Source organism: Bifidobacterium pullorum DSM 20433 (assembly GCF_000771405.1).
Classification (GTDB): Bacteria; Actinomycetota; Actinomycetes; order Actinomycetales; family Bifidobacteriaceae; genus Bifidobacterium; species Bifidobacterium pullorum.
Genome location: NZ_JDUI01000007.1, coordinates 1 through 18,542, shown reverse-complemented (window position 1 = coordinate 18,542; position 18,542 = coordinate 1). Strand labels below are relative to the sequence as shown.

The following is an 18,542-nucleotide window of genomic DNA, read 5'->3' as shown; positions in this document are numbered from 1 at the left end:
TCTATCATCGCGGCCGGCGGCGCGGCCCGGAACCGTCCACCGATCGCACTCAGCCGACGGCCAGCTCGGTGGTCCTCTCCGCGGTATCCGAGCGCGGCCGGCGCGCCCGGATGGCGCCCACGGCCAATCCCACGCAGGTGAAGGCGGCCGCATACATCAGCACCAGACCGGTCGATGACGCCCACGCCCCCGCATCCGGACCGGAGGCGGCATGCTCCCCCAGTCCCAGCGCCGCGCCCAGCGCGTCGCCGTACCACCAGCCGGGCAGCAGATGGCCGAGCACCAGCATGGCGTCCGGCATCAGCGAGGCGGGGAACCAAGCGCCGCCGGTGAAGGCGACCACCAGCGAGAACACATTCGCGAACCCGTTCGCCGCCTCCTCGGACACGCCGCACTGCCCGAGCGCGAATCCCAACGCCACGGCCATCAGCGCGTACGTCAGCACCGTCACCGCGCACAGCGCGAAGGACTCCGGCGCGATCGAGGCGTCCGTGCCCAACGGCAGCATCAGCAGCGCCGACAGCGCCAGGTAATAGGCCGACGCGATGACGCCGAGCAGCAGGCAGGCCAGGAACACGCCCATCCCCCGCCGAGAGGGATGCTCCGCCGACGCGGCCAGCCTGCGCCGGACCCGACCCGCGTTGAACACACCGGCCACCAGCGCCACGGTCACGGTCATCGACGCCATGATCGGATACCCGCCGAATCTCATCGACACGCCGAACACCGACGCCCCGGTGCGGGAGTCGCCGGCCGTTCCCGTCTGCGCCACGGCGATGCCGTCGCGCCCGTCGGCCTGCGCCTCGTCCACCACCTGTTGCACGCTGTGCGCCAGCAGCGTCCCGTCGGCGTCCGCGTCGACTCCCGCATGCACCAGCCGCGCGCGGTACTCCGATCGGAGCGACGATAGCAACCCTTCCATCTGCATCCTCGCCATCGCCCCCACGCCGGAGGTGTAGCTGGTCACGGTCCGCACCGCCGGCACGTCGCCGCCTGTGCGGACCGCCTCGGCGAACCGTGCGGCGTAACCCTCCGGCACGATGATGATCAGGCCCACATAGTTCGTGGCCACGGCGTCCTGCAACGCGCGCTCGGTATCGTCGAGCGCAATCAGATCGCAGCCGTCGGAAAGCCCCTCGCGCAATCCCTGCGCGATGCCGGCCTCACCGCCGTCGCGGTCCACCACGGCGACCGTGGCCCTATCGGGCTCGTAGACGTCGGCGGACGCCGCATCCTGCTGCGCGCCGGCCACCGAGCCGGACATCAGGACGATCATCATCAGGCTCAGTCCGAACAGGTAGACGAGCAGATAGGCGCGGTGCCGCCAGATGACCCGCAATGCGGCCTTAAAGGTGTTCATAGCGTTGCCTCCTCAACATCAGCGCCGCAATGGCCAGGAATACGATGCTCATCACCGCCAGCAGCGCGGCCGTGCGGACGAAGGGCTGCAGGCTGTCGTAGTACAGGATGTCGTGGAACAGCTGGGAGACCTGCCGGACGGGGTTGATGTCCGCCAGCAGCGGCAGCTCCCGCTGGATCATGTCGCCCAGCTGCATGGCCGGCTGGCCGTAGAGCCCGGCGAACAACGACAGCAGACATGTCATGCCGGTGGAGATGCCCACCTTCGGGCCCACGCCCAGTTTCGGCAACGCGCCGATCAGCGAGCCCAGCGACGACGCCATGAACGTGGCCACGCCGATGCCAAGGAACGCGAACGGTTCACGCCCCGCCACGCCCACGCCGAACACGTATCGGATGACGACAAACGACAGGCTCATGCAGCATGCGGACACCAGCCAGGCGGCCAGGAACCCCGCCGTCAGTATGCGCCACTTCGGCAGCGGCGCCAGGCAGCGGCGCGCGCCGAGGGTGGACAGATTCGGCTGGGATTCGCTGATGGCGCCGATGGCCAGGGTCATGGTCATCAGACAGGCCATGCCCAGCAGTGCGAACTGGTAGCGCACGGGTTCGTCCGGGGCCGTGCGGGTGAGCCGGATCTCCTCGCTCAACCCCGCGGTGGCCCCCAGCTGCCCGGTGAAGGAGTCGTCCAGAAAGGCTTCGGGAGCGTACCGCCCCACCGCCTCCCCCAGCTGCGCCGTGTCGTTGTACCGCGCCACGGCATCCGAGATGATGCTGAGGGTTATGCCCACGGCCCCGTCCGATTCGGCCGTGGTCGCGGCCGAATCGCTGATGACGAACGCCAGTTCGCCGTCCCGCGCGGCCAGATAGCCCACCGCGCGACCCTCACGCAGGTCGGCGAGCGCCGCGTCCGCGTCCGGCACCTGCGTGGCCTTGAGCACGGCCGTGTCGGCGTCCTGCAGGGCTTCCACGAGGTCCTGCGCGCCTGTCAGGCCGTCCCATGCGTCGTCACGCACGATGTCTATGGGCTGGGCCTCGATGCTGTAGCTGCTCGCGATGTTCTGGAACATGGCGTGGAACATGGTGGCCAGGATGATCGGGAAGGCGAGCGCCCAGAAGATCATGGCCGGCCGGTGCAGCATGGTTTTGATCTGTGCGATGAATGTGGTGAGCATCGTCCGCTCCTTTCAGTCGCGCAGCGCCGTGCCGGTCAGTTCGAGGAACACGTCGTTCAGGCTCGGCGGGCGCGAGGTCAGGTGTCCGATGTTGGTGCCGGATCGCTCCAGCACGCCGAGTATGTCGATGAGGTTGGTCTCGCCGCGCCGGCAGCGGATGTCCAGCTGCTGGCCGTCGTAGGTGGCCTCGATGACCGCGGGCAGGGCGTCGACCTGTTCCAGGGTGGCCGGGGTGAGGTCCAGGGTCTGGACGGTGATGCGTTCGCCGGTGTCGATCATGAGTTTGAGTTCCTCGGCGGTGCCGAGCGCCAGATGCCGGCCGTGGTCCATGATGAGGATCCGGTCGCAGATCTGCTCGACCTCCTCCATGTAGTGGCTGGTGTACACGACGGTGGTGCCGCGGTCGCGCAGGGTCATGATGCCCTCCAGGATGGCGTTGCGGCTTTGCGGGTCCACGGCCACGGTCGGCTCGTCGAAGAAGATGAGGTCGGGCCTGTGCGCTATGCCGCAGGCGATGTTGAGTCTGCGCAGCAGACCGCCGGAGAGCTTGCCCGGACGGAACCGCCGGTAGTCGTCGAGTCCCACGAAGGCGATGGCCTCGTCGACCATGGGGGTTCGGGTGCGTCTGTCGGGCACGTACAGGGAGCAGAAATAGTCGATGTTCTCCTCGACGGTCAGCTCGTAGAAGACGGCGACCTCCTGCGGCACGACGCCGATGCGTCGTTTGAGCGCATAGCTGGTGGGCGTCATCGGCGATCCGAAGACGCCCACCTGCCCGGCGTCGTAGGTCAGCAGCGCCAGGATGCAGTTGATGGCGGTGGTTTTGCCCGAACCGTTCGGGCCGAGCAGGCCGAAGATCTCCCCCTGTCTGACGTCCAGGTCGAAATAGTCGAGGGCGAGCACGTCGCCGTACCGTTTGACCAGCCCATGAACGCTGACCGCGGGTGGAACGGATGTGGTCATCGCTGCCTCCTGTCTTGTGTAGGTATCTCCATGATGCAGGATGCCGGCGGGGCCTGCATGGTGAGACACGTCATTGTTCCCGCCCGGATCGTGACGAATGTCACCATGCCCGTCCCCGAAGTCACGGTATGGTGGAGACATGCGCACACTCCTCGACAAGGCCGTACTGTTCGCCTTGTGCCTGATCCTGCATATCACCCTCACCGGCGATATGCGGCCGGGTTCGGTCGTGGCGCTGCTGGCCGCGGTCTGCTGCACGTCGCTGTGCGAATGGCTGCCGGCCGCACGGCTTCGTCCCCTGATGCCGGGCTGCTACGCGGTTATGGCTTGCCTGTCCGCCGAATTCCTCTGGTTCCTGCCGACAATCGCCTATGACGCCATGCGTCTGCGGCCCCTCCGCTTAATACGTGCCGGCGCATCGCCCGTCCGCGGGAGCGGTGCGGACGGGCCGCCGCGTTGGATGATGGCCGTGTCGTGCTGGCTGTGGATCGCGCCGTTGGCGATGCGCCTGTTCGGATTGGGTGCCGACCGCGGGCAGGCCGGGCCGGATTCGTATCTCATCGTCGTTGTTGCGGCGGTGGGTGCGCTGCTCGGGGAATCCGCGAGACGCTGCAACGCGCTCGACGCCGGCAGGACCCGGATCGAGGATGAGTCCCGGGACATGCTGCGCCGCTACCGGATCCGGCTCGCCGACGGCAGCGAGGAACGCGCCGCGGCCATCCATACGGCCACCGTCAACGAACGCACGCGCATCGCCCGCGATATCCATGACAACGTCGGCCATCTGCTCACCCGCGCCATCATGCAGGCCGAGGCGGGACGGCTGGTGGCCGAGGCCGGCGGCGCGCACGATGCCGCCCGTGGGTTCGCGCAGATCCACGATACGGCGGACCAGGCGATGACGATGATCCGCCGTTCCGTCCACGATCTGGAGGATGACGGCACGGATTTCGCCGCGCAGATCCATGCCGCGGCGCACGCGTTCGACGGTGCGGCGGATTTCGACGTTCGGCTGCGCAACGATATCAGAACGGCGCCCGCGCCGGTTGCACGGTGCCTGGCCGCGGTGATCCGCGAGGCCGTGTCGAATGTGGCCCATCACAGCGACGCCGCGCAGGTATCGGTGCTGTTGCACGAGTTCCCCGCCTTCTGGCAGCTGACCGTGCAGGATGACGGAGGCCGCATGCCGCACGCCGCGGCCACCGCTCCGCGTGGCATGGGGCTGGCCGATATCGAGGCCCGTGTCAGGGCGTTGGGAGGCACGGCGCTGTGCGGACCGTTCAACGACGGATGGCGCGTCTTCGCATCGATTCCCAAAACACCATGGACCGCCGAGGGAGGGCACGCATGAAAACCGCCATCGTGGATGACGACCCCATCGTCTGCCAGTCGCTGGCCACCATCCTCTCCGCCACCGGGGCGGCCGAGGTGCTCTGGACGGCGAACAACGGAACCGACGCCGTGGAACGCTTTCGATCCGGCCCGCATCACCGGCCGGACGTGCTGCTGCTCGATATCCAGATGCCCGGCGTGAGCGGATTGGACACGGCCCGGCGCATCCTGGCGTTCGACCATGCCGCGCGCATCCTGTTCCTGACCACGTTCTCGGACCGGGCCTATATCGACGAGGCCATCGCCATCGGCGCCCGTGGATACCTCATCAAGCAGGACGTGTCCGCCGTCGCCCCCGCCTTGCAGGCCGTGATGGCGGGGCAGGTCGTACTCGGCGCCGAGGTGCTCGGCAAACTGACGGAGGAACGGCCCCACCGCCACGACGGCGACGTGCCCAGCAATCCGTTCCCGAATCTGAGCGACCGCGAGCGGGACATCGCCGCGCTGGTCGCGCAGGGACTCGACAACCGTGACATCGCGGCATGTCTGTGCCTGTCGGAGGGCACCGTGCGCAACCGCATCAGCGGAATCCTGGACAAGCTCGGCATGACCAACCGCACGCAGCTGGCCATCGCCTGGCTCAAGGGCGAGCGGTAGGCTCAGCTGTTCTTCATCACCACGTTGTCGATGACGTCGGCCACCTTCTCGCAGGCGTCGGCGCACTCCTCCAGCTGCGTGTACACCTCATGCCAGGCGAACACGCGCAGCGGGTCGGTCTCGGCGGTGTGCAGCGTGCGCAACGCATCCACGAACATCGTATCCGCATCCTGCTCGATGCGGTTGATCGCGAACACACGCTCGCGCAGGGTCTTGGACCGCTTGAACCGGCGCATCTCGGCGACCAGGTCCCTCATCTGGCCCACCTCCTCGACCACCTTGTCGAGGGTGACGAGCGCATCGGGGCGGATCTCGCGGACGTTATCGTAGTACAGCCGGTGCAGCACGCCTTCGATCTCATCGACCACGCTATCCAGATAGTCGCTGAGCAGCGCGATGTCCTCGCGGTCGATCGGGGTGATGAACGCGGTGACCAGCTCGTCGACCAACGCGTGACGCACCTCGTCGGCCGCCTGCTCGATGGCGTGCATCTGCCCCATGCGCTCCTGGAGCGTATCCGGGTCGTAATGGCGCATGACGTCCGCCAGCAGCTGCACGGCCTGACAGGCGTATTCGGCGCTCCTGTCAAAGGAGTCGAAATAGAACGCGTCGTTCTTTCTTGCCATGTGAAGCAGTTCCTTCCGTTAGAAGATGAACATGAACAGTTTGGCCATGATGTAACTGATGATGCCGCAGCCGGGGAATGTGAACACCCAGGTGAGCATCATGTCCTTGACCACGCCGAAGTTGATGGCGGACAGACGCTTGACCGCGCCGACGCCCATGATGGCGCTGGTCTTGGTGTGCGTGGTGGACACGGGGATGCCGAGCACCGTCATCAGCAGCAGACACAACGCGCTCGACAGGTCGGCGGAGAAGCCCTGAAACTTCTCCAGCTTGACCATGTCCTGGCCGACCGACTTGATGATGCGCTCGCCGCCCACCGAGGTGCCCAGGCCCATGATGACGCTGCACAGCAGCATCAGCCACACCGGGATCACCACGCCGGCCACGCTGGACTGCCCGTTGCAGAACGCCATGCCCAGGAACAGCACGCCGATGAACTTCTGGCCGTCCTGCGCGCCGTGCATGAAGCTCATCGAGGCGGCGCCCACGATCTGCGCGTATTTGAAGAACCCGTTGGTGCGGCGGCGGTCCATGCCGGCGCAGATCACCGTGACCAGCTTGCAGACGACCCAGCCCATCGCGAAGCCGATGACCAGGCTGGCCACCAGACCGTACAGCACCTTGACCCACTCGTCCATGTTGATGCCGCCGATGCCGCTCTGGATGGCGATGGCCGCACCGGACAGGCCGGCGATCAGACTGTGGCTTTCCGAGGTGGGGATGCCGAACAGCGAAGCGATCACGCTGTAGACGACGATGGAGAACAGCGCGGCGCACAGGGCGATCAGCGCCTCATGCGTGTTGCCGCCGAAATCCACCATGTTGCTGATGGTGGAGGCCACCGAGGCGTTCAGCTGGGTCATGATGAACACACCCAGGAAATTGAAGACCGCGGCCATGATGACCGCGGAGCGTACACGCATGCAGCGCGTGGTCACACAGGTGGCGATGGCGTTGGGGGCGTCGGTCCATCCGTTGACGAAGATCACGCCAAGCGTGAGCAACGTAGTCACGGTCAATGCGGGGTTGGTGAGGATCTGTTGGATGAAGTACATGAATGAAACGTCCAACGGACTCGCCACCTTTTTACTCGGTTTTCAACAGTGAACACCCTGAGTTTACCTGATGTTCGCCCGAGAGTCATGCAGCGTGGCTACGTAGCGTTTCATCAATGGCGTGTCGCGGCAGAAATCATCCCCCGTCACGGTCGTATTCCATCCATGTCACGACACGACATTGCAGCGAAATACGCCGATGCCGAGTCGATGCTCCGCCATATCGTGCCTCTTCGTTCAGCCTTGCCGCGAAGACCATGCGTGGATGAAGAACAGACTGGCTCCTATCCCAATGCGCCCAAAACCTCACTGCGTTGTTCCTCGATGGCTTCGACGATCTCCGCCTTGTACTCGTCGCGGTTCTGCCATTCGTCGATGTTCAACATCAATGCGTCCACGCCGACTCCGACCGCGGCACCGGCGGCAAGCCCCGCAACCGTGCCGAGTGGACCCGCAACGGTACCCGCAGTACCGCCGATGGCGCTTCCTATAGCGCTCGCACCGAGTTTGCTTCCGATCTGACTTACGAATTTCTTAAAGAACTGTTTCGATGCCGCTTTCATGAGCACACCGGCGGCCAGGCCGATCGTACTGCTTATCACGACCCGATCATTCGCATCGAGTAGCCGCTGGGCCGGTTCAAACGAGTCGGAGAAGAAATCGTCATCCAGTTCTTCCTTCTCGACGATCAGCCATTCGGGTACGTCATCCATTTCATACGCGGCGAGCTCCTCCTCCGCATCCGTGCGATATTGGTCGATCTGGGCGGCGTAACGCTCCAACTGCTCGTCAATAGCGGAGTCGTCGATGCCGTTTTCGATGTGCGCGGTGAACTGATCGGTTACGAATTCCTCCGCGGAACCGGTGATCATACTCGCCAATCGTTCGTAATCGGCAGGCAGGCTGTAGTACCAATCAAGGTAGTCATCCACATTCTCGAGACGCTTATCGAACGATTCGTTAATGAGATTCGTTAGCACCTCGCTATTCTTCTCGCTGAGCTTGGCGACCTTCCTTTCGGTTTCCTCACGCACCATTTCGACTGCCCGCTGGTCGTAGTATTTGCCGTCGAGCACATATATGGCAAGATCCATCTGGTCACGGACGAATCGTTCGGCCATGGTATATCCTCGAGTCGTCGCTACAGTGGCCATCCAGGAATCGGCGCCGACGAATGATGCGATCAGGACGGCAGGCATAGCCGCAGCCACGACGATATACGCCTTCTTGACATGCAGATCCGCAATCTTCTGTCCCTCCGCCGGCAAAGGCGAAAACACCCTCTTCATCTCACCGATATCGATGGAAGCCACCCTCAGTAAACCCGCGATGCCGAAGAACGTGGAAACAGACAAGATGATCACGATCGCGAATGAGATGGCCGCGGACACGTGGGATGCCGTCGAGATGCCATACAGCTTCATCCCATCCACGAAACTCATCAATATCCCCGACTCGGACACCAACGTGGAAGATGCGCCTTCGAGAGGGTTCTTCGCAGCCAGGAACGCATCAACCGCACTGTCGTACGTCGTCATCGGCCGTACCAACGTGGCGACGGTATACAAAACAACCAGTAGCACCCCCACGACGATATAGCTCCAGAACAAACAGCCCGACAAACGGTAATTCTCCGTATATTCCCTACGCGACAACTTGTCCGCGACAAGGAACACGACAATATACAGCGGAATCGAAATCACGGTAAGGATCCATTCGAGGGTTCCCCATCGAGGAGTGCTCAGGATCAATCCGGCCGAACATACCGCGGAAAACACGAATCCAATAATGATGGACAGAATTCGCCCATTGTTGAAGCGGGCGTGCATACCGCCTTCACGATATCTGACCTGACGATATGTCTTCTTTACAACGACACGGTAAACATGACCGATCGTCATGACAAAAGTCAGCACCGCCCAAAGCAGCGCAATCACGAATGAAGGCATAACCGGTACCAGACGAGACATCAGGAACAGCAGGCCGATGAGAACCATGGACTCAATGAGGTACAGCCCCCATCGTTTCCATGATTTCGGCACAGGTTTGCGAGCGAAACACATGCTCGCTGAGGTCAAGGCTTCTTCCATATCCGTCCCAATCGCTCTTCCCGTTCGATTGGTATACAAGTGTAATTCGCAGCCAGATCAGTCTTGGATGGAACACTCCCGGTAGCATCACCATAGATTGCACTTGGACTGACGCTACAGGGAACCGGCCCATGCGTACGACCGAATGCGCCAACGAATGCCCGCACGAGAGCCGGAATAGGACCAGACAATAGCAAAGGGAGGTCCGAAGACCTCCCTACAGAGTCAATGTCATCGTATCGGGCCGTTATGTGCGCCCTGTCTACATCACTCCCACTCAGTAATCAAATCGTGCACTTCCATAGCCTCTCGTCCACGTGGTGTATCGGTGTCCCCCTATTCGCCGGAATCTGGCAATTTTCGAGCACTTGAGTTGAACTCAATATGAACTCAACGCCGATGTTCGCTCGACAGCTTCCGAGCGGCTTGCATTCCCGCCGAGGAGGACGGACGCCTCTGGCAAGACCAAATCCTGCTAGATGCGCACAACATAGCCGTCCTTGCGCGGGGCGGCCGCGCCCTCGGGCCCCGCGGCGTATCCCAAGGCGATGGCGCCCACGCCGCGCAGCGTCTCGGGCAGGCCCCACTCCCTGAGGAGCGCCTTGCTCTCCGCATAAGCCATCGGAACGGCGGTCAGACTTCCTCGCGGTGCCGCGCGAGGAAACCAGGCACCTGTGCAAGGCACACTCCAGCAAGAATCACAACCACGCCCAGCCACTCGGCAATGCCAAGCGGCTCGCCGAGCACGATCATGGCGATGAGGAGGCCGGCGGGAAGCTCCGCAGCGGCCATAACGGTCGAGAGCCCGGCGGGAAGGTGCGGGGAGCCTAGGCCAAAGAGCAGCACCGGACATGTAAGACCGAAGAATCCCGCTATGGCGGCGAAAGGCAGGATGCCTTGGAAAACAACACCGGAGAAGAGGTAGTCCGGGCACACGGTGAGCGACATGAGACCCGCGCCCAGACACACGACAACACCTCGCTGTTCGTTGGAGCAGTCCACCTTGACCTTTCCGGAAAGTGTGACGAACAACGAACAGGTGACCGCTGCGCCGAGGGCGCAGACGAGCGCGACAGGATTGTAGCCGGCGAGTCCCGTCCTGTAGACGCCGCTCGCGAACACGGTGCCGAACACGATGAGCGCGGCCGAGGCGATCGCAAGAAGCCTGGGCGCGCGCCGCATCATAATGGTTTGCCAGACAAGTCCCATCCAAGTGAACTGAAACAGCAGTGTGAGGGCCACCGGAGCAGGCAGCACGCTCATGGCATAGCAATACAGAATCGAGGTGGTGCAGGTGAGGGCACCAAGCCCCATGAGCTTGAACACCTGTGCGCCCCCAAGACGGCTCAGACGGCCGCCGCGCAGCAAACGTACGACCGTTGCGAGGATGAAGAACAGGCAGCCGAACCACGCCTGACTCGCCACCACCTGCGCCGAAGTGTAACCCGCCGCGTAGGCGAGCTTGTACGTAGTGGCCATTGCGCCGTAGCAGGCACCACCTGCAAATACCTGCAGGGCAGCCGTTACCTGGCGATGTCCCGAAGCCGAGGTAACCACAGACGTCGTCTGCGAATCGATTGCGTTTTCCATACTCTCTCCTTCCTTCGCCCCATCCCATGCAAGGCAAGCTTCACACGTCCCGAGTCTTCGGAAGAGAGGTCATCTCGTCGGATGTTGCCGACCAATACAAAAACCACGCGACCGACGCTCGGCTGCGTGGCAAAAAGGTGGCTTACGCCCAGAAAAGTCCACACGATTTTAGACGGGTCCAATCTACGAGGTCTCCCTGGAAATGTCAAACGCGGTCGCGAAATTGCTCCCAACGCATGACAATAGTCCGCACCGATTCCCTGGAGCGAATGATTCCGCGATCATGCCGATCATGACATGTTCTGTCGCGTGGGAAGGACGGGGCTGCGGATTCAGCACTGCCATTCGTCCGGCTTACGGAAGGACAGGATCCCGTGTTCGTCCAACGCCCAGGCCGTGGATGCGGCCAGTCCCACCGCGCACAGGTACAGGGCGATGTCCTCTCCGATCATGTCCGCGAACGGTCCGCCCGCCAGCGCGCCGATGGGCTCGGCTGCCAGGGCGATGATGCGCTCCACCGAGCTGACCTGCCCGAGCTGATATGGCCTGGTTTTTGTTCCGCATTTCACCTAACTCGATGGGAGATGATGGAATCATGTCCAAGGGCACGAGATACACGGATGAGTTCAAGGCGAAGGCCGTCAGGCTGTTGACGGAGTCCCGTCCCTCGTATTCGTCGGAGACGAAGGCGATCGCCGAGGTGGCCGGGGATCCGGGCGTCTCGTCCGAGACGCTGCGGCGTTGGCGGAACCAGTCGGATGCGTCGGCCGCGGAACAGTCGGAACAGTCCGCGCAGGAGGCGATGGCCGGGCTCAGGCGTCTGCGGGCGGAGAACGCGGAGCTGCGGCGGGCGAACGAGATTTTGACGACGGCGTCGGCTTTTTTCGCGGCGCGGCTCGACCGGACACGGCCCTGATGGCCGCGTACGTCGACGCGCATCGGGATTGTTTCGGGGTCGGGCCGATTTGCAGGGTGCTGGGCGCGGCGTCGGATTGCGGGTTTCTCACGCCGCGCGGCTACCGCATGTTCAAGACCAGGCCGCCCGGCCGCATGAAGGCGCGCCACGAGGCGCCGGCCCGGGACATCCTCCGGATCCATTCGGATTTCTTCATGGCCGTGTACGGATACGGGAAGGTCCATGCCCGGCTGCTCGCCGAGGGGTGGGATCCGTCCGAGGTCGGCCGCGCCCAGGTGATGAACATCATGCGCGAGCTCGGCATGCAAGGCGTCAGGCGCGGCAGGACGCCGGCGACCACCGGGCCGGCGAAGGGCGCGGGCGGCGGGCCCGACCTCGTGGAGCGCAGGTTCCGGGCCATGGCGCCGAACCGGCTGCACGTGGCCGACATCGCCTACGTGCGCATGACGGACGGGCGGTTCGGCTACGCCGCGTTCGTCACCGACGTATTCGCCCGCCGCATCGTGGGATGGGCGTGCGCCACCAGCATGAACACCGAGGAGCTGCCCCTGCAGGCGCTGGAGCAGGCGATCTCCTGGGCCGCGGGGCACGGCGGCACCCGGGGGCTCGTCCACCACTGCGACCACGGCTCCCGGTACATCGGCACGGTGTACACCACGCGCGTGCGCGAGTACGGGATGCTGCCCTCGACCGGCACGGTCGGCGACTCCTACGACAACGCCATGGCCGAGTCCGCCGACGGCGCGTACAAGACCGAGCTGGTCTGGCGGCGCAAGCCGTTCCGGGACGTGGGCGACCTGGAGCTGGCGACGTTCCGATGGGTCTCATGGTGGAACTCGAAACGCCTCCACGCCAGCCTGGGCTACAGGACACCCGAGCAGGTCGAAACCGAGTACTATACGAACCAGGCGACACAAGCCGCCTTACTATAAAGGCGGAACAAAAACCAGACCAGTTCAAGCCTCGAATACTCTATTCTTTGCGACAACCATGGCCAGCTCAATGACGTCTTCTGTAAGGTAGTTTTCGGATGCGATGCCGCATGCGGGACAACTCACCTCGAGAACGTCGTCAGACTCATAATCGGTAGGTCTAAGCTTGAAGAATTCGCCACATTGAGGGCATTGCATCAATACGAACCCATCCTCATCACAGGGTATTTCGATTGTAAAGCTAAAGTCGTCATCCATTGGCGCTCCTTACAAAGTGCGACACTGCAATCGTATCGAGCTGTTTGCGTATCTCCTCGAACTCCATGTTCAGATCCAGCGTCTTCACGCTTATCTGGTTGCCGCTCATCTGATACACGCCGTCGGGCTGGATCTCCTCATCGGTCTTGGCGTAGAGCAGCATGCCGCTCACCTCGTGCTCCAGGTCGGCGAGCTCCGCCTCCTTGTTCTTCACGTAGGTGAAGATCTGGTACAGGTTCGCGGAGTGGATCGTGGCGACGTTGAATGACTGCTGCGTTGCGTGCGTGTAGTATTTCGCGTCGATGATGAGCACCCTGTTCCTGCGGCTCAGCACGATGTCGCTCTGCATGACGGGCAGCATGGTCCCGAGGCCGTCGTCGAGCGCCCACTTGATCTGCGGAGACGACGCGCTAGCGCAGTCGCACTCGGCCGCGTAGTACTCGAGGATGAACTTCTCGTACAGTCTGCTCATGAGCTGGTCGTCGACGAATCTCGCAAGTTTTCGCTCGCCCTCGTCGGTCGTGATCAGCATGCCCTCGAGCACGAGCTGGCAGATGCTCAGCAGGAAGCGGTACGAGACGTTGCTGCGCTGGAAGCGTATGGCGTCCCAGCGGATCTCGGCCGGCTCGATCTCATCAACGTCGGAGAAGTACAGCATCACCTTGCGCAGGTCCGCGCGACGCTCCTCGCTCACCTCGCCGTGCCTCAGAAGGATCATCGACGTGGTCTTGAGCACCTGGTTGTGCACGTTGTTCTCGGAGAGCTCGTCGAACTCGCACGTTATGCGCCGGCTCCGAGCTATCCGGTTGAGCAGGGTTCCCTGCAGCTCTATCTTCCCACGCACCGTCGCTAGGTCCTCCGTGCGCCCCAGGTACTCCCGGTAGAGGCCCTGCTTCACCTGCCGAGCGATACCCTTGGCGAGTATGGCGGCGAAGAGGTCGTGCATGTGCTCGAAGTCCTCGCCGGCGAGGTCATCGTACTCGCCCATCTTCAACGCCCGGAACGCGTAGGCGAGCATGTAGTAGACGTTCTTGATGAAGATGCTCTTGTCCTTCGTGGCCACTACTGGAACACCCCGTGCAGTATGTTGTCCCAGCGGGTCACCTTTGCCTCGTCGTCGAACCAGTACTCGCGAAGCATAGGCAGGATGTCGAAGTCGACGACCTGCTTGCCCCACTCGTCGGCGTCGTCGGTGGCCTTCCTCCCGCAGAAGTAGCTGTGGCCTATGCAGAAGCCCCTGCCGAGCGACTTGTCGCGGGCGATCTCTGCGTTGAGGTCCTTCACCTTGCCGACCAGTTCGTCAATCGTCTCGCTGCCCAGGCCCTCGCGGTACTCCGAGAATCCCTTGGTGTCGAAGCCGGGCTCCATGTCGAAGAAGCTGAACCGGCGCCTCAGGGCGTAGTCGATCATGGCGAGGGACCTGTCGGCGGTGTTCATCATGCCGATGATGTAGAGGTTCTCCGGCACGCTGAACTGCAGGCCGTTGTACGCGAGGGTCGCCTTGGTGCCACGGTAGTCGGCCTCGATGAGCATGAGCAGCTCGCCGAAGATCTTGCTCATGTTGCCCCGGTTGATCTCGTCGATGATGAAGAAGAATGGCCTGTCGGGCTGGTTGGCGGCCTTCTGGCAGAATCGGTAGAAGATGCCGTACTTGAGCTCGAACGTGTCTCCCTCGGGCCGGTAGCCCATGACGAAGTCCTCGTAGGAGTAGTTCTGGTGGAACTGCACGAACTCGATGCGGCTGTCGTCCTTCTCCTCCATGATCGACCAGGCGAGCCTGCGCGCGCAGAAGGTCTTGCCGACGCCAGGCGCGCCCTGCAGGATCACGTTCTTCTTGTGCATCAGGATCGCCCGCAGCTGCTCGTAGCGGGCGTCGTCCATGTACACGTCCTTGAGGAACGCCGCCTTGTCGTAGCGGTCGGCCTTCTTCTCGTCGGGCAGCGGGTTCTCCTCGCGCACCAGGTCGAGGATGAAGTCGTACTCGCCGGGCGTCAGCTTGAAGAGGCTGCCCTGCTGGTTGACGAAGTACTCCATCCGCTCGAGCTCGGGGCACTCCCTCAGCGTCTTGTAGTCTATGGGGGTCGCCAGGCCCTCCACCTTCTCGAAGTAGAGCCTCTCTCCGTCCTGCTCGGCGCTCACCTTGGCGATGGCGACGACCTGCTTCACGGGGTATGACTCGTAGCCGATGATCATGTCGCCGGCCTTGGCGTCCAGGAAGTTCTGGAAGATTCGGCGCTTGTTGCCGTTCTCGTTGTAGAGGGTGTAGTCCTGCACCTCGCCGACGGCTATGTCGGCGAAGCTCCAGATCTTCGGGTTGGCGTTGAGCCACCAGTAGCCGGGCTCGTCCTCGTCGCCGCCGGCAGACGCGTAGAGGCGCACGCCGTCGAGGTTCGCCTTGCCGAGGGCCTCGGCGAGCTCGTCGCGCAGCTTCCATACGTATGAGCCGTCCTCGTCCTTGCCGGCATGTCTGCCGACGTAGAGCACGGGCCACCATCGGGAGTTCTCGGAGTCGCGGTCCATCACTGCGCATCCGGTCTTCTCGGCGACGCGCTTGGCAAGGGCTACGGAACCGCTGTTGTAGAAGTTCTTGGCCTCGCCGTATTTCACGGCGAGCTGCGTGCACGTGGCGGCGCCACCGTAGTCCAGCAGGCGCCGCATGATCTGCAGGCTGCTCTCGGTGAACACCTCAGGGTCTCCGAGCAGGACCGCCCAGTCGTCGGCGGTGAGGCCCGGGTCGTACTCGCTCTTATCGGGCCACCACTTGTCGTCGTCTTTATTGTGGTCGTGCAGGTATCGGCTGATGTAGAAGCCGAAGTCGATGGTAAGCGTGCGCATCTCCGGGTCGGGATAGCAGTCTGGGGTGAGGCTTGCGCTGAGGAGAGCCCGAAGCTCCTCGTCCTTGCGAAGCTCGGCGTTGATCTCGTCGTATAGCGCCAGGTGGTTGCGAACGTTGTCTGCGTACCGCCCCTGTTTGATAACGCAGTCGCTGCCGAGCTCCTGTGCCGTCTTGCGCACCTCGCCGTACTTATAGATGTAGTAGCGGTCCGGGTAGCGCAGCCAGAGGTAGGTGGTTATGGCGTTCTCGGTCTGGTAGCTCTGGCCCTTCTGCCCGGTCTGCTCGAGCAGGTCGTTGCTCCGCTGCTTGAATTCGTTGATGCGCTCCCAGTAGTCGCGGCTCTCGTCGAAGAGGGCCATGAACATAGCCCGCACGTCCTCGGGCGCGGCTTTGGCGCTGTTGACGATCATCCCCTTGGGGTAGCTGTTCATGGAGGCAAGTAGGTTGTAGGTCTTGGCCAGCGCTCTTTCGAGCATCTCGGCGAAGTCGTCAGCATTGATGTCCCAGTTGTCCTGGAAGTGCTTCACGGCCTCCCACTTGTACTTCTCGTTACCCCAGGTGACGGCAACGAAGTCTTGCTTGTAGAGGGTGAGCACCTCGGCGAAACGGGAAAGGTCAATCATGTCGTTCTCCTAACGCACCGATAGTGAACTGCGCCCCGTTTGTTGGACGTTGTTTATTAGGATACCGTTCTAGGCTGCGAGGGACATGCTCCGGTATTCCTCCGGGGTGTGTCCCTCGAGTCGTATCTGGCGTCGTTTGGTGTTCCAGTGGATGATATAGGCGTCGAGCTCGGACTTGAACTGCTCGTACGAGTCGAATTCGCGTCCCCGGTAGAACTCGTCCTTGAGGTGGCCGAACACCTGTTCGGTGGCGGCGTTGTCCAGGCAGTTGCCCTTGCGGCTCATGGACTGGCGGATGTTCAGCCGTTCGAGCTCCTTTCTCCACCACGGGTGCTGGTACTGCCATCCCATGTCGGAATGCAGGATCGGGTTCGCGCCGTCGGGCAGCTTGTCCCCGAGCATGGCGAGCAGGCGCTTCTGCTGGTTCATGTCGGGGTGCCGGCCGGCGTCCCAGGCCGTGATCTCCTTGCTGGCCATGTCGTACACGGGCGCGAGGTACGCCTTGGAGCCGGCGACCTTGAACTCGGTGACGTCGGTGCCGAGCTTCTCGAACGGCCCGTCCGCCTCGAAGTCGCGTTTGAAGGTTCGGCACCTTCCCGCCCGTGTCGCCCCTGTACGAGCTGTATTTCCTCCAGGGGTTGGCCGCGCGGATCGGGCATCTGAGCCCCATGCGGCGCATGACCCTGAGCACGGTCTTGGCCGATACCTTCTGGCCGAACTCGTGGACCAGGCACATGTGGATCTGCCGGTGGCCGCATCCGTTCGCCGTCCGCGCCCAGATCTCGCCGACCAACGGTTCGAGGTCGGCCCGCGTCACATGCCCCGGGTGCGACAGGTGATGGAAGTATGTGGATCTGGCCAGCCCGGCTATCCTCAGCAAATGGTCGAGCCGGTGTCCCTGCCCTGCGAGCAGTCGGACGACGGCGCTTTTCTCGCGTCTCGTGACTTGTTCGCCCGCAGGGCCCGCAGTTTTTCCAGGTACGCGACCTTCGCCCTCGGATAGGCGATCTCCTCGGCGAGCTCCTGCTCGCGCGTCGGCTCGGGTTTCGGTCTGGATCTCGAGCCTTTGGGCCTGCCCTTGGGCTTCGGCCTCAACGCATCCGCGCCGCCGGCCCGGTACTCGCGGCACCAGCGCTCCAGCGTCGCGATGCTGGCGATGCCGTGCTCGGCCATGACCTCCGTCTTGGTCAGGCCGTTCTCGACGTGGTCGCGCGCGGCCGCGACCTTCGTCTCCCAAGCGTACCGTCGATTGCCCCGCGAGCCCATGACCGCCTCCTCCCCGCCGGATCTATACAGCATGACCCATTGTTTCGCGGTATACACCGGCATCGCAAGCCGGCGGGCCAACGACTTGCAGCCCACACCCGCTCTGATGAGCTTCAATGCCTCTCGCCGGAACCCGTCGTCATAATGCCTTCTCCGACCCTCACACATACGAAAAACCGCACCTCCGATCATCGAATCTGAATTTCTTCAGTCCAACAATCGGGGTGCGGTTCAGAATAAACCGAGGGGTTCTCAAAGAGATTGGTCCGAGGTATGCCTTGCAGGAATTGACCGGCTTCGACAGCTTCGGCAGGGTGAGGGACATCGGGTGGCCGCCAGCGGTGAAAAACTACTGGTCGAGCCGGGCGGGCAGCCCGGCAATCAGCCTGGCGTGTCCGGATACGTCGCGGACCAGCTCGTCATGGGTGACGGTCTTGAACCTAACCGCCAGCTCATCCCACCCTTCCGCGAAGCTCGTGTAGGGGTTCTGCTGGTAGTACAGCACTTCGAGGTCCCGCAAGTGCTCGGCGGGGAGCCCTTCGAGGAAATCGGTGAAGGCTTCGGATGCCGCCTGCACCTCTGGGTTATCGAGGCGGGAGGCCAAGGAGGCCATCGACTGATGCGTACCGTCCTGCGGGGACTGGGCGTCCAGATACGCCTTGGCGAGGAGCGCTGCCTGTTTCACCTTGGCCGGTGGGATGGTTTGCTTCGTCTTGCCTTTTAGAAATGTCACTTCTGAATGGGACATCGTTGACTCCTTTGTGTTTCACGAAACACAATACCACCGCGACGAGGGGGTGCGGTGCATCGCCACGCCCGTGGGTGCCCGAAATGTTTTTGTTCAATTGTTTGTTGAGGTTTCG

General features: G+C 62.9%; 16 protein-coding genes and 2 pseudogenes. 3 read left to right on the top strand and 15 right to left on the bottom strand.

Annotated elements, in window-relative coordinates:
• Nucleotides 1-49 precede the first annotated feature (49 nt).
• The 3 genes from OU11_RS03600 to OU11_RS03590 are packed head-to-tail and all read right to left on the bottom strand — an operon-like array spanning nt 50 to nt 3,497.
• Nucleotides 50-1,360, bottom strand: coding sequence for an ABC transporter permease (locus OU11_RS03600; protein WP_033514558.1), 1,311 nt, complete (start codon nt 1,358-1,360; stop codon nt 50-52).
• Nucleotides 1,347-2,534, bottom strand: a complete 1,188-nt coding sequence (locus tag OU11_RS03595) for an ABC transporter permease (RefSeq protein ID WP_033514557.1) — start codon at nt 2,532-2,534, stop codon at nt 1,347-1,349. Before OU11_RS03595 ends, OU11_RS03600 begins: the two co-directional genes overlap by 14 nt.
• Before the next feature lie 12 nt (nt 2,535-2,546).
• Nucleotides 2,547-3,497 carry an ABC transporter ATP-binding protein gene (locus OU11_RS03590; RefSeq protein ID WP_033514556.1) on the bottom strand — a complete coding sequence of 317 codons (951 nt, stop codon included), beginning with the start codon at nt 3,495-3,497 and terminating at the stop codon, nt 2,547-2,549.
• A 139-nt stretch (nt 3,498-3,636) separates the two neighbouring features.
• Here OU11_RS03590 and OU11_RS03585 point away from each other — a divergent pair, with 139 nt between their 5' ends.
• Nucleotides 3,637-4,848 (top strand): sensor histidine kinase, encoded by a 1,212-nt coding sequence (locus OU11_RS03585; protein WP_033514555.1) that lies wholly within the window; start codon nt 3,637-3,639, stop codon nt 4,846-4,848.
• Complete coding sequence (locus OU11_RS03580) at nt 4,845-5,486, top strand: response regulator transcription factor (protein ID WP_033514554.1); 642 nt, start codon at nt 4,845-4,847, stop codon at nt 5,484-5,486. Before OU11_RS03585 ends, OU11_RS03580 begins: the two co-directional genes overlap by 4 nt.
• Nucleotides 5,487-5,488: 2 nt before the next feature.
• Here the strand turns inward: OU11_RS03580 and OU11_RS03575 are convergent, their stop codons facing one another.
• The 6 genes from OU11_RS03575 to OU11_RS03555 form a co-directional block, all read right to left on the bottom strand.
• A complete protein-coding gene (locus OU11_RS03575) occupies nt 5,489-6,112 on the bottom strand; it encodes a DUF47 domain-containing protein (RefSeq protein WP_033514553.1) in 624 nt (207 codons plus the stop codon).
• Between the two features lie 18 nt (nt 6,113-6,130).
• The gene (locus tag OU11_RS03570) at nt 6,131-7,183 is read right to left on the bottom strand and encodes an inorganic phosphate transporter (RefSeq protein ID WP_033514552.1); all 1,053 of its coding nucleotides are present in this window, start codon (nt 7,181-7,183) and stop codon (nt 6,131-6,133) included.
• 269 nt (nt 7,184-7,452) lie between these two features.
• Complete coding sequence (locus tag OU11_RS03565; RefSeq protein ID WP_152597057.1) at nt 7,453-9,258, bottom strand: hypothetical protein; 1,806 nt, start codon at nt 9,256-9,258, stop codon at nt 7,453-7,455.
• Nucleotides 9,259-9,733: 475 nt separating this feature from the next.
• Nucleotides 9,734-9,880, bottom strand: a complete 147-nt coding sequence (locus tag OU11_RS08945) for a hypothetical protein (protein WP_188599670.1) — start codon at nt 9,878-9,880, stop codon at nt 9,734-9,736.
• 11 nt (nt 9,881-9,891) lie between these two features.
• The gene (locus OU11_RS03560; RefSeq protein ID WP_052122602.1) at nt 9,892-10,848 is read right to left on the bottom strand and encodes a DMT family transporter; all 957 of its coding nucleotides are present in this window, start codon (nt 10,846-10,848) and stop codon (nt 9,892-9,894) included.
• A gap of 332 nt (nt 10,849-11,180) precedes the next feature.
• Complete coding sequence (locus OU11_RS03555) at nt 11,181-11,417, bottom strand: hypothetical protein (protein ID WP_152597056.1); 237 nt, start codon at nt 11,415-11,417, stop codon at nt 11,181-11,183.
• A gap of 26 nt (nt 11,418-11,443) precedes the next feature.
• On the opposite strand from OU11_RS03555, the pseudogene OU11_RS03545 reads away from it, so the two are divergent.
• Nucleotides 11,444-12,770 (top strand): annotated as a pseudogene (locus OU11_RS03545) (IS3 family transposase).
• Here the strand turns inward: OU11_RS03545 and OU11_RS03540 are convergent.
• The 6 genes and pseudogenes from OU11_RS03540 to OU11_RS03515 form a co-directional block, all read right to left on the bottom strand.
• Nucleotides 12,721-12,954: a hypothetical protein gene (locus tag OU11_RS03540; protein ID WP_188599673.1), complete on the bottom strand. Its 234-nt coding sequence runs from the start codon at nt 12,952-12,954 to the stop codon at nt 12,721-12,723. The pseudogene OU11_RS03545 and the gene OU11_RS03540 sit on opposite strands and share 50 nt — an antisense overlap.
• Nucleotides 12,947-14,017: a 5-methylcytosine-specific restriction endonuclease system specificity protein McrC gene (mcrC, locus tag OU11_RS03535; protein WP_033514548.1), complete on the bottom strand. Its 1,071-nt coding sequence runs from the start codon at nt 14,015-14,017 to the stop codon at nt 12,947-12,949. Before mcrC ends, OU11_RS03540 begins: the two co-directional genes overlap by 8 nt.
• Nucleotides 14,017-16,413 carry an AAA family ATPase gene (locus tag OU11_RS03530; RefSeq protein WP_033514547.1) on the bottom strand — a complete coding sequence of 799 codons (2,397 nt, stop codon included), beginning with the start codon at nt 16,411-16,413 and terminating at the stop codon, nt 14,017-14,019. The genes mcrC and OU11_RS03530 overlap by 1 nt, the downstream gene beginning before the upstream one ends.
• Nucleotides 16,414-16,482: 69 nt before the next feature.
• Nucleotides 16,483-17,326 (bottom strand): annotated as a pseudogene (locus OU11_RS08625) (IS3 family transposase).
• Nucleotides 17,287-17,847: a helix-turn-helix domain-containing protein gene (locus OU11_RS03520; RefSeq protein WP_033514694.1), complete on the bottom strand. Its 561-nt coding sequence runs from the start codon at nt 17,845-17,847 to the stop codon at nt 17,287-17,289. Before OU11_RS03520 ends, OU11_RS08625 begins: the two are co-directional and overlap by 40 nt.
• Before the next feature lie 181 nt (nt 17,848-18,028).
• The gene (locus OU11_RS03515) at nt 18,029-18,364 is read right to left on the bottom strand and encodes a hypothetical protein (RefSeq protein WP_152597055.1); all 336 of its coding nucleotides are present in this window, start codon (nt 18,362-18,364) and stop codon (nt 18,029-18,031) included.
• Nucleotides 18,365-18,542: the final 178 nt, after the last annotated feature.

Excerpts from the sequence above, each read along its gene's own strand:
- OU11_RS03600 (WP_033514558.1), bottom strand. The coding sequence starts at position 1,360 with ATGAACACCTTTAAGGCCGCATTGCGGGTCATCTGGCGGCACCGCGCC.
- OU11_RS03595 (WP_033514557.1), bottom strand. The coding sequence starts at position 2,534 with ATGCTCACCACATTCATCGCACAGATCAAAACCATGCTGCACCGGCCG.
- OU11_RS03590 (WP_033514556.1), bottom strand. The coding sequence starts at position 3,497 with ATGACCACATCCGTTCCACCCGCGGTCAGCGTTCATGGGCTGGTCAAA.
- OU11_RS03585 (WP_033514555.1), top strand. The coding sequence starts at position 3,637 with ATGCGCACACTCCTCGACAAGGCCGTACTGTTCGCCTTGTGCCTGATC.
- OU11_RS03580 (WP_033514554.1), top strand. The coding sequence starts at position 4,845 with ATGAAAACCGCCATCGTGGATGACGACCCCATCGTCTGCCAGTCGCTG.
- OU11_RS03575 (WP_033514553.1), bottom strand. The coding sequence starts at position 6,112 with ATGGCAAGAAAGAACGACGCGTTCTATTTCGACTCCTTTGACAGGAGC.
- OU11_RS03565 (WP_152597057.1), bottom strand. The coding sequence starts at position 9,258 with ATGGAAGAAGCCTTGACCTCAGCGAGCATGTGTTTCGCTCGCAAACCT.
- OU11_RS08945 (WP_188599670.1), bottom strand. The coding sequence starts at position 9,880 with ATGGCTTATGCGGAGAGCAAGGCGCTCCTCAGGGAGTGGGGCCTGCCC.
- OU11_RS03560 (WP_052122602.1), bottom strand. The coding sequence starts at position 10,848 with ATGGAAAACGCAATCGATTCGCAGACGACGTCTGTGGTTACCTCGGCT.
- OU11_RS03540 (WP_188599673.1), bottom strand. The coding sequence starts at position 12,954 with ATGGATGACGACTTTAGCTTTACAATCGAAATACCCTGTGATGAGGAT.
- OU11_RS03530 (WP_033514547.1), bottom strand. The coding sequence starts at position 16,413 with ATGATTGACCTTTCCCGTTTCGCCGAGGTGCTCACCCTCTACAAGCAA.
- OU11_RS03520 (WP_033514694.1), bottom strand. The coding sequence starts at position 17,847 with ATGTGTGAGGGTCGGAGAAGGCATTATGACGACGGGTTCCGGCGAGAG.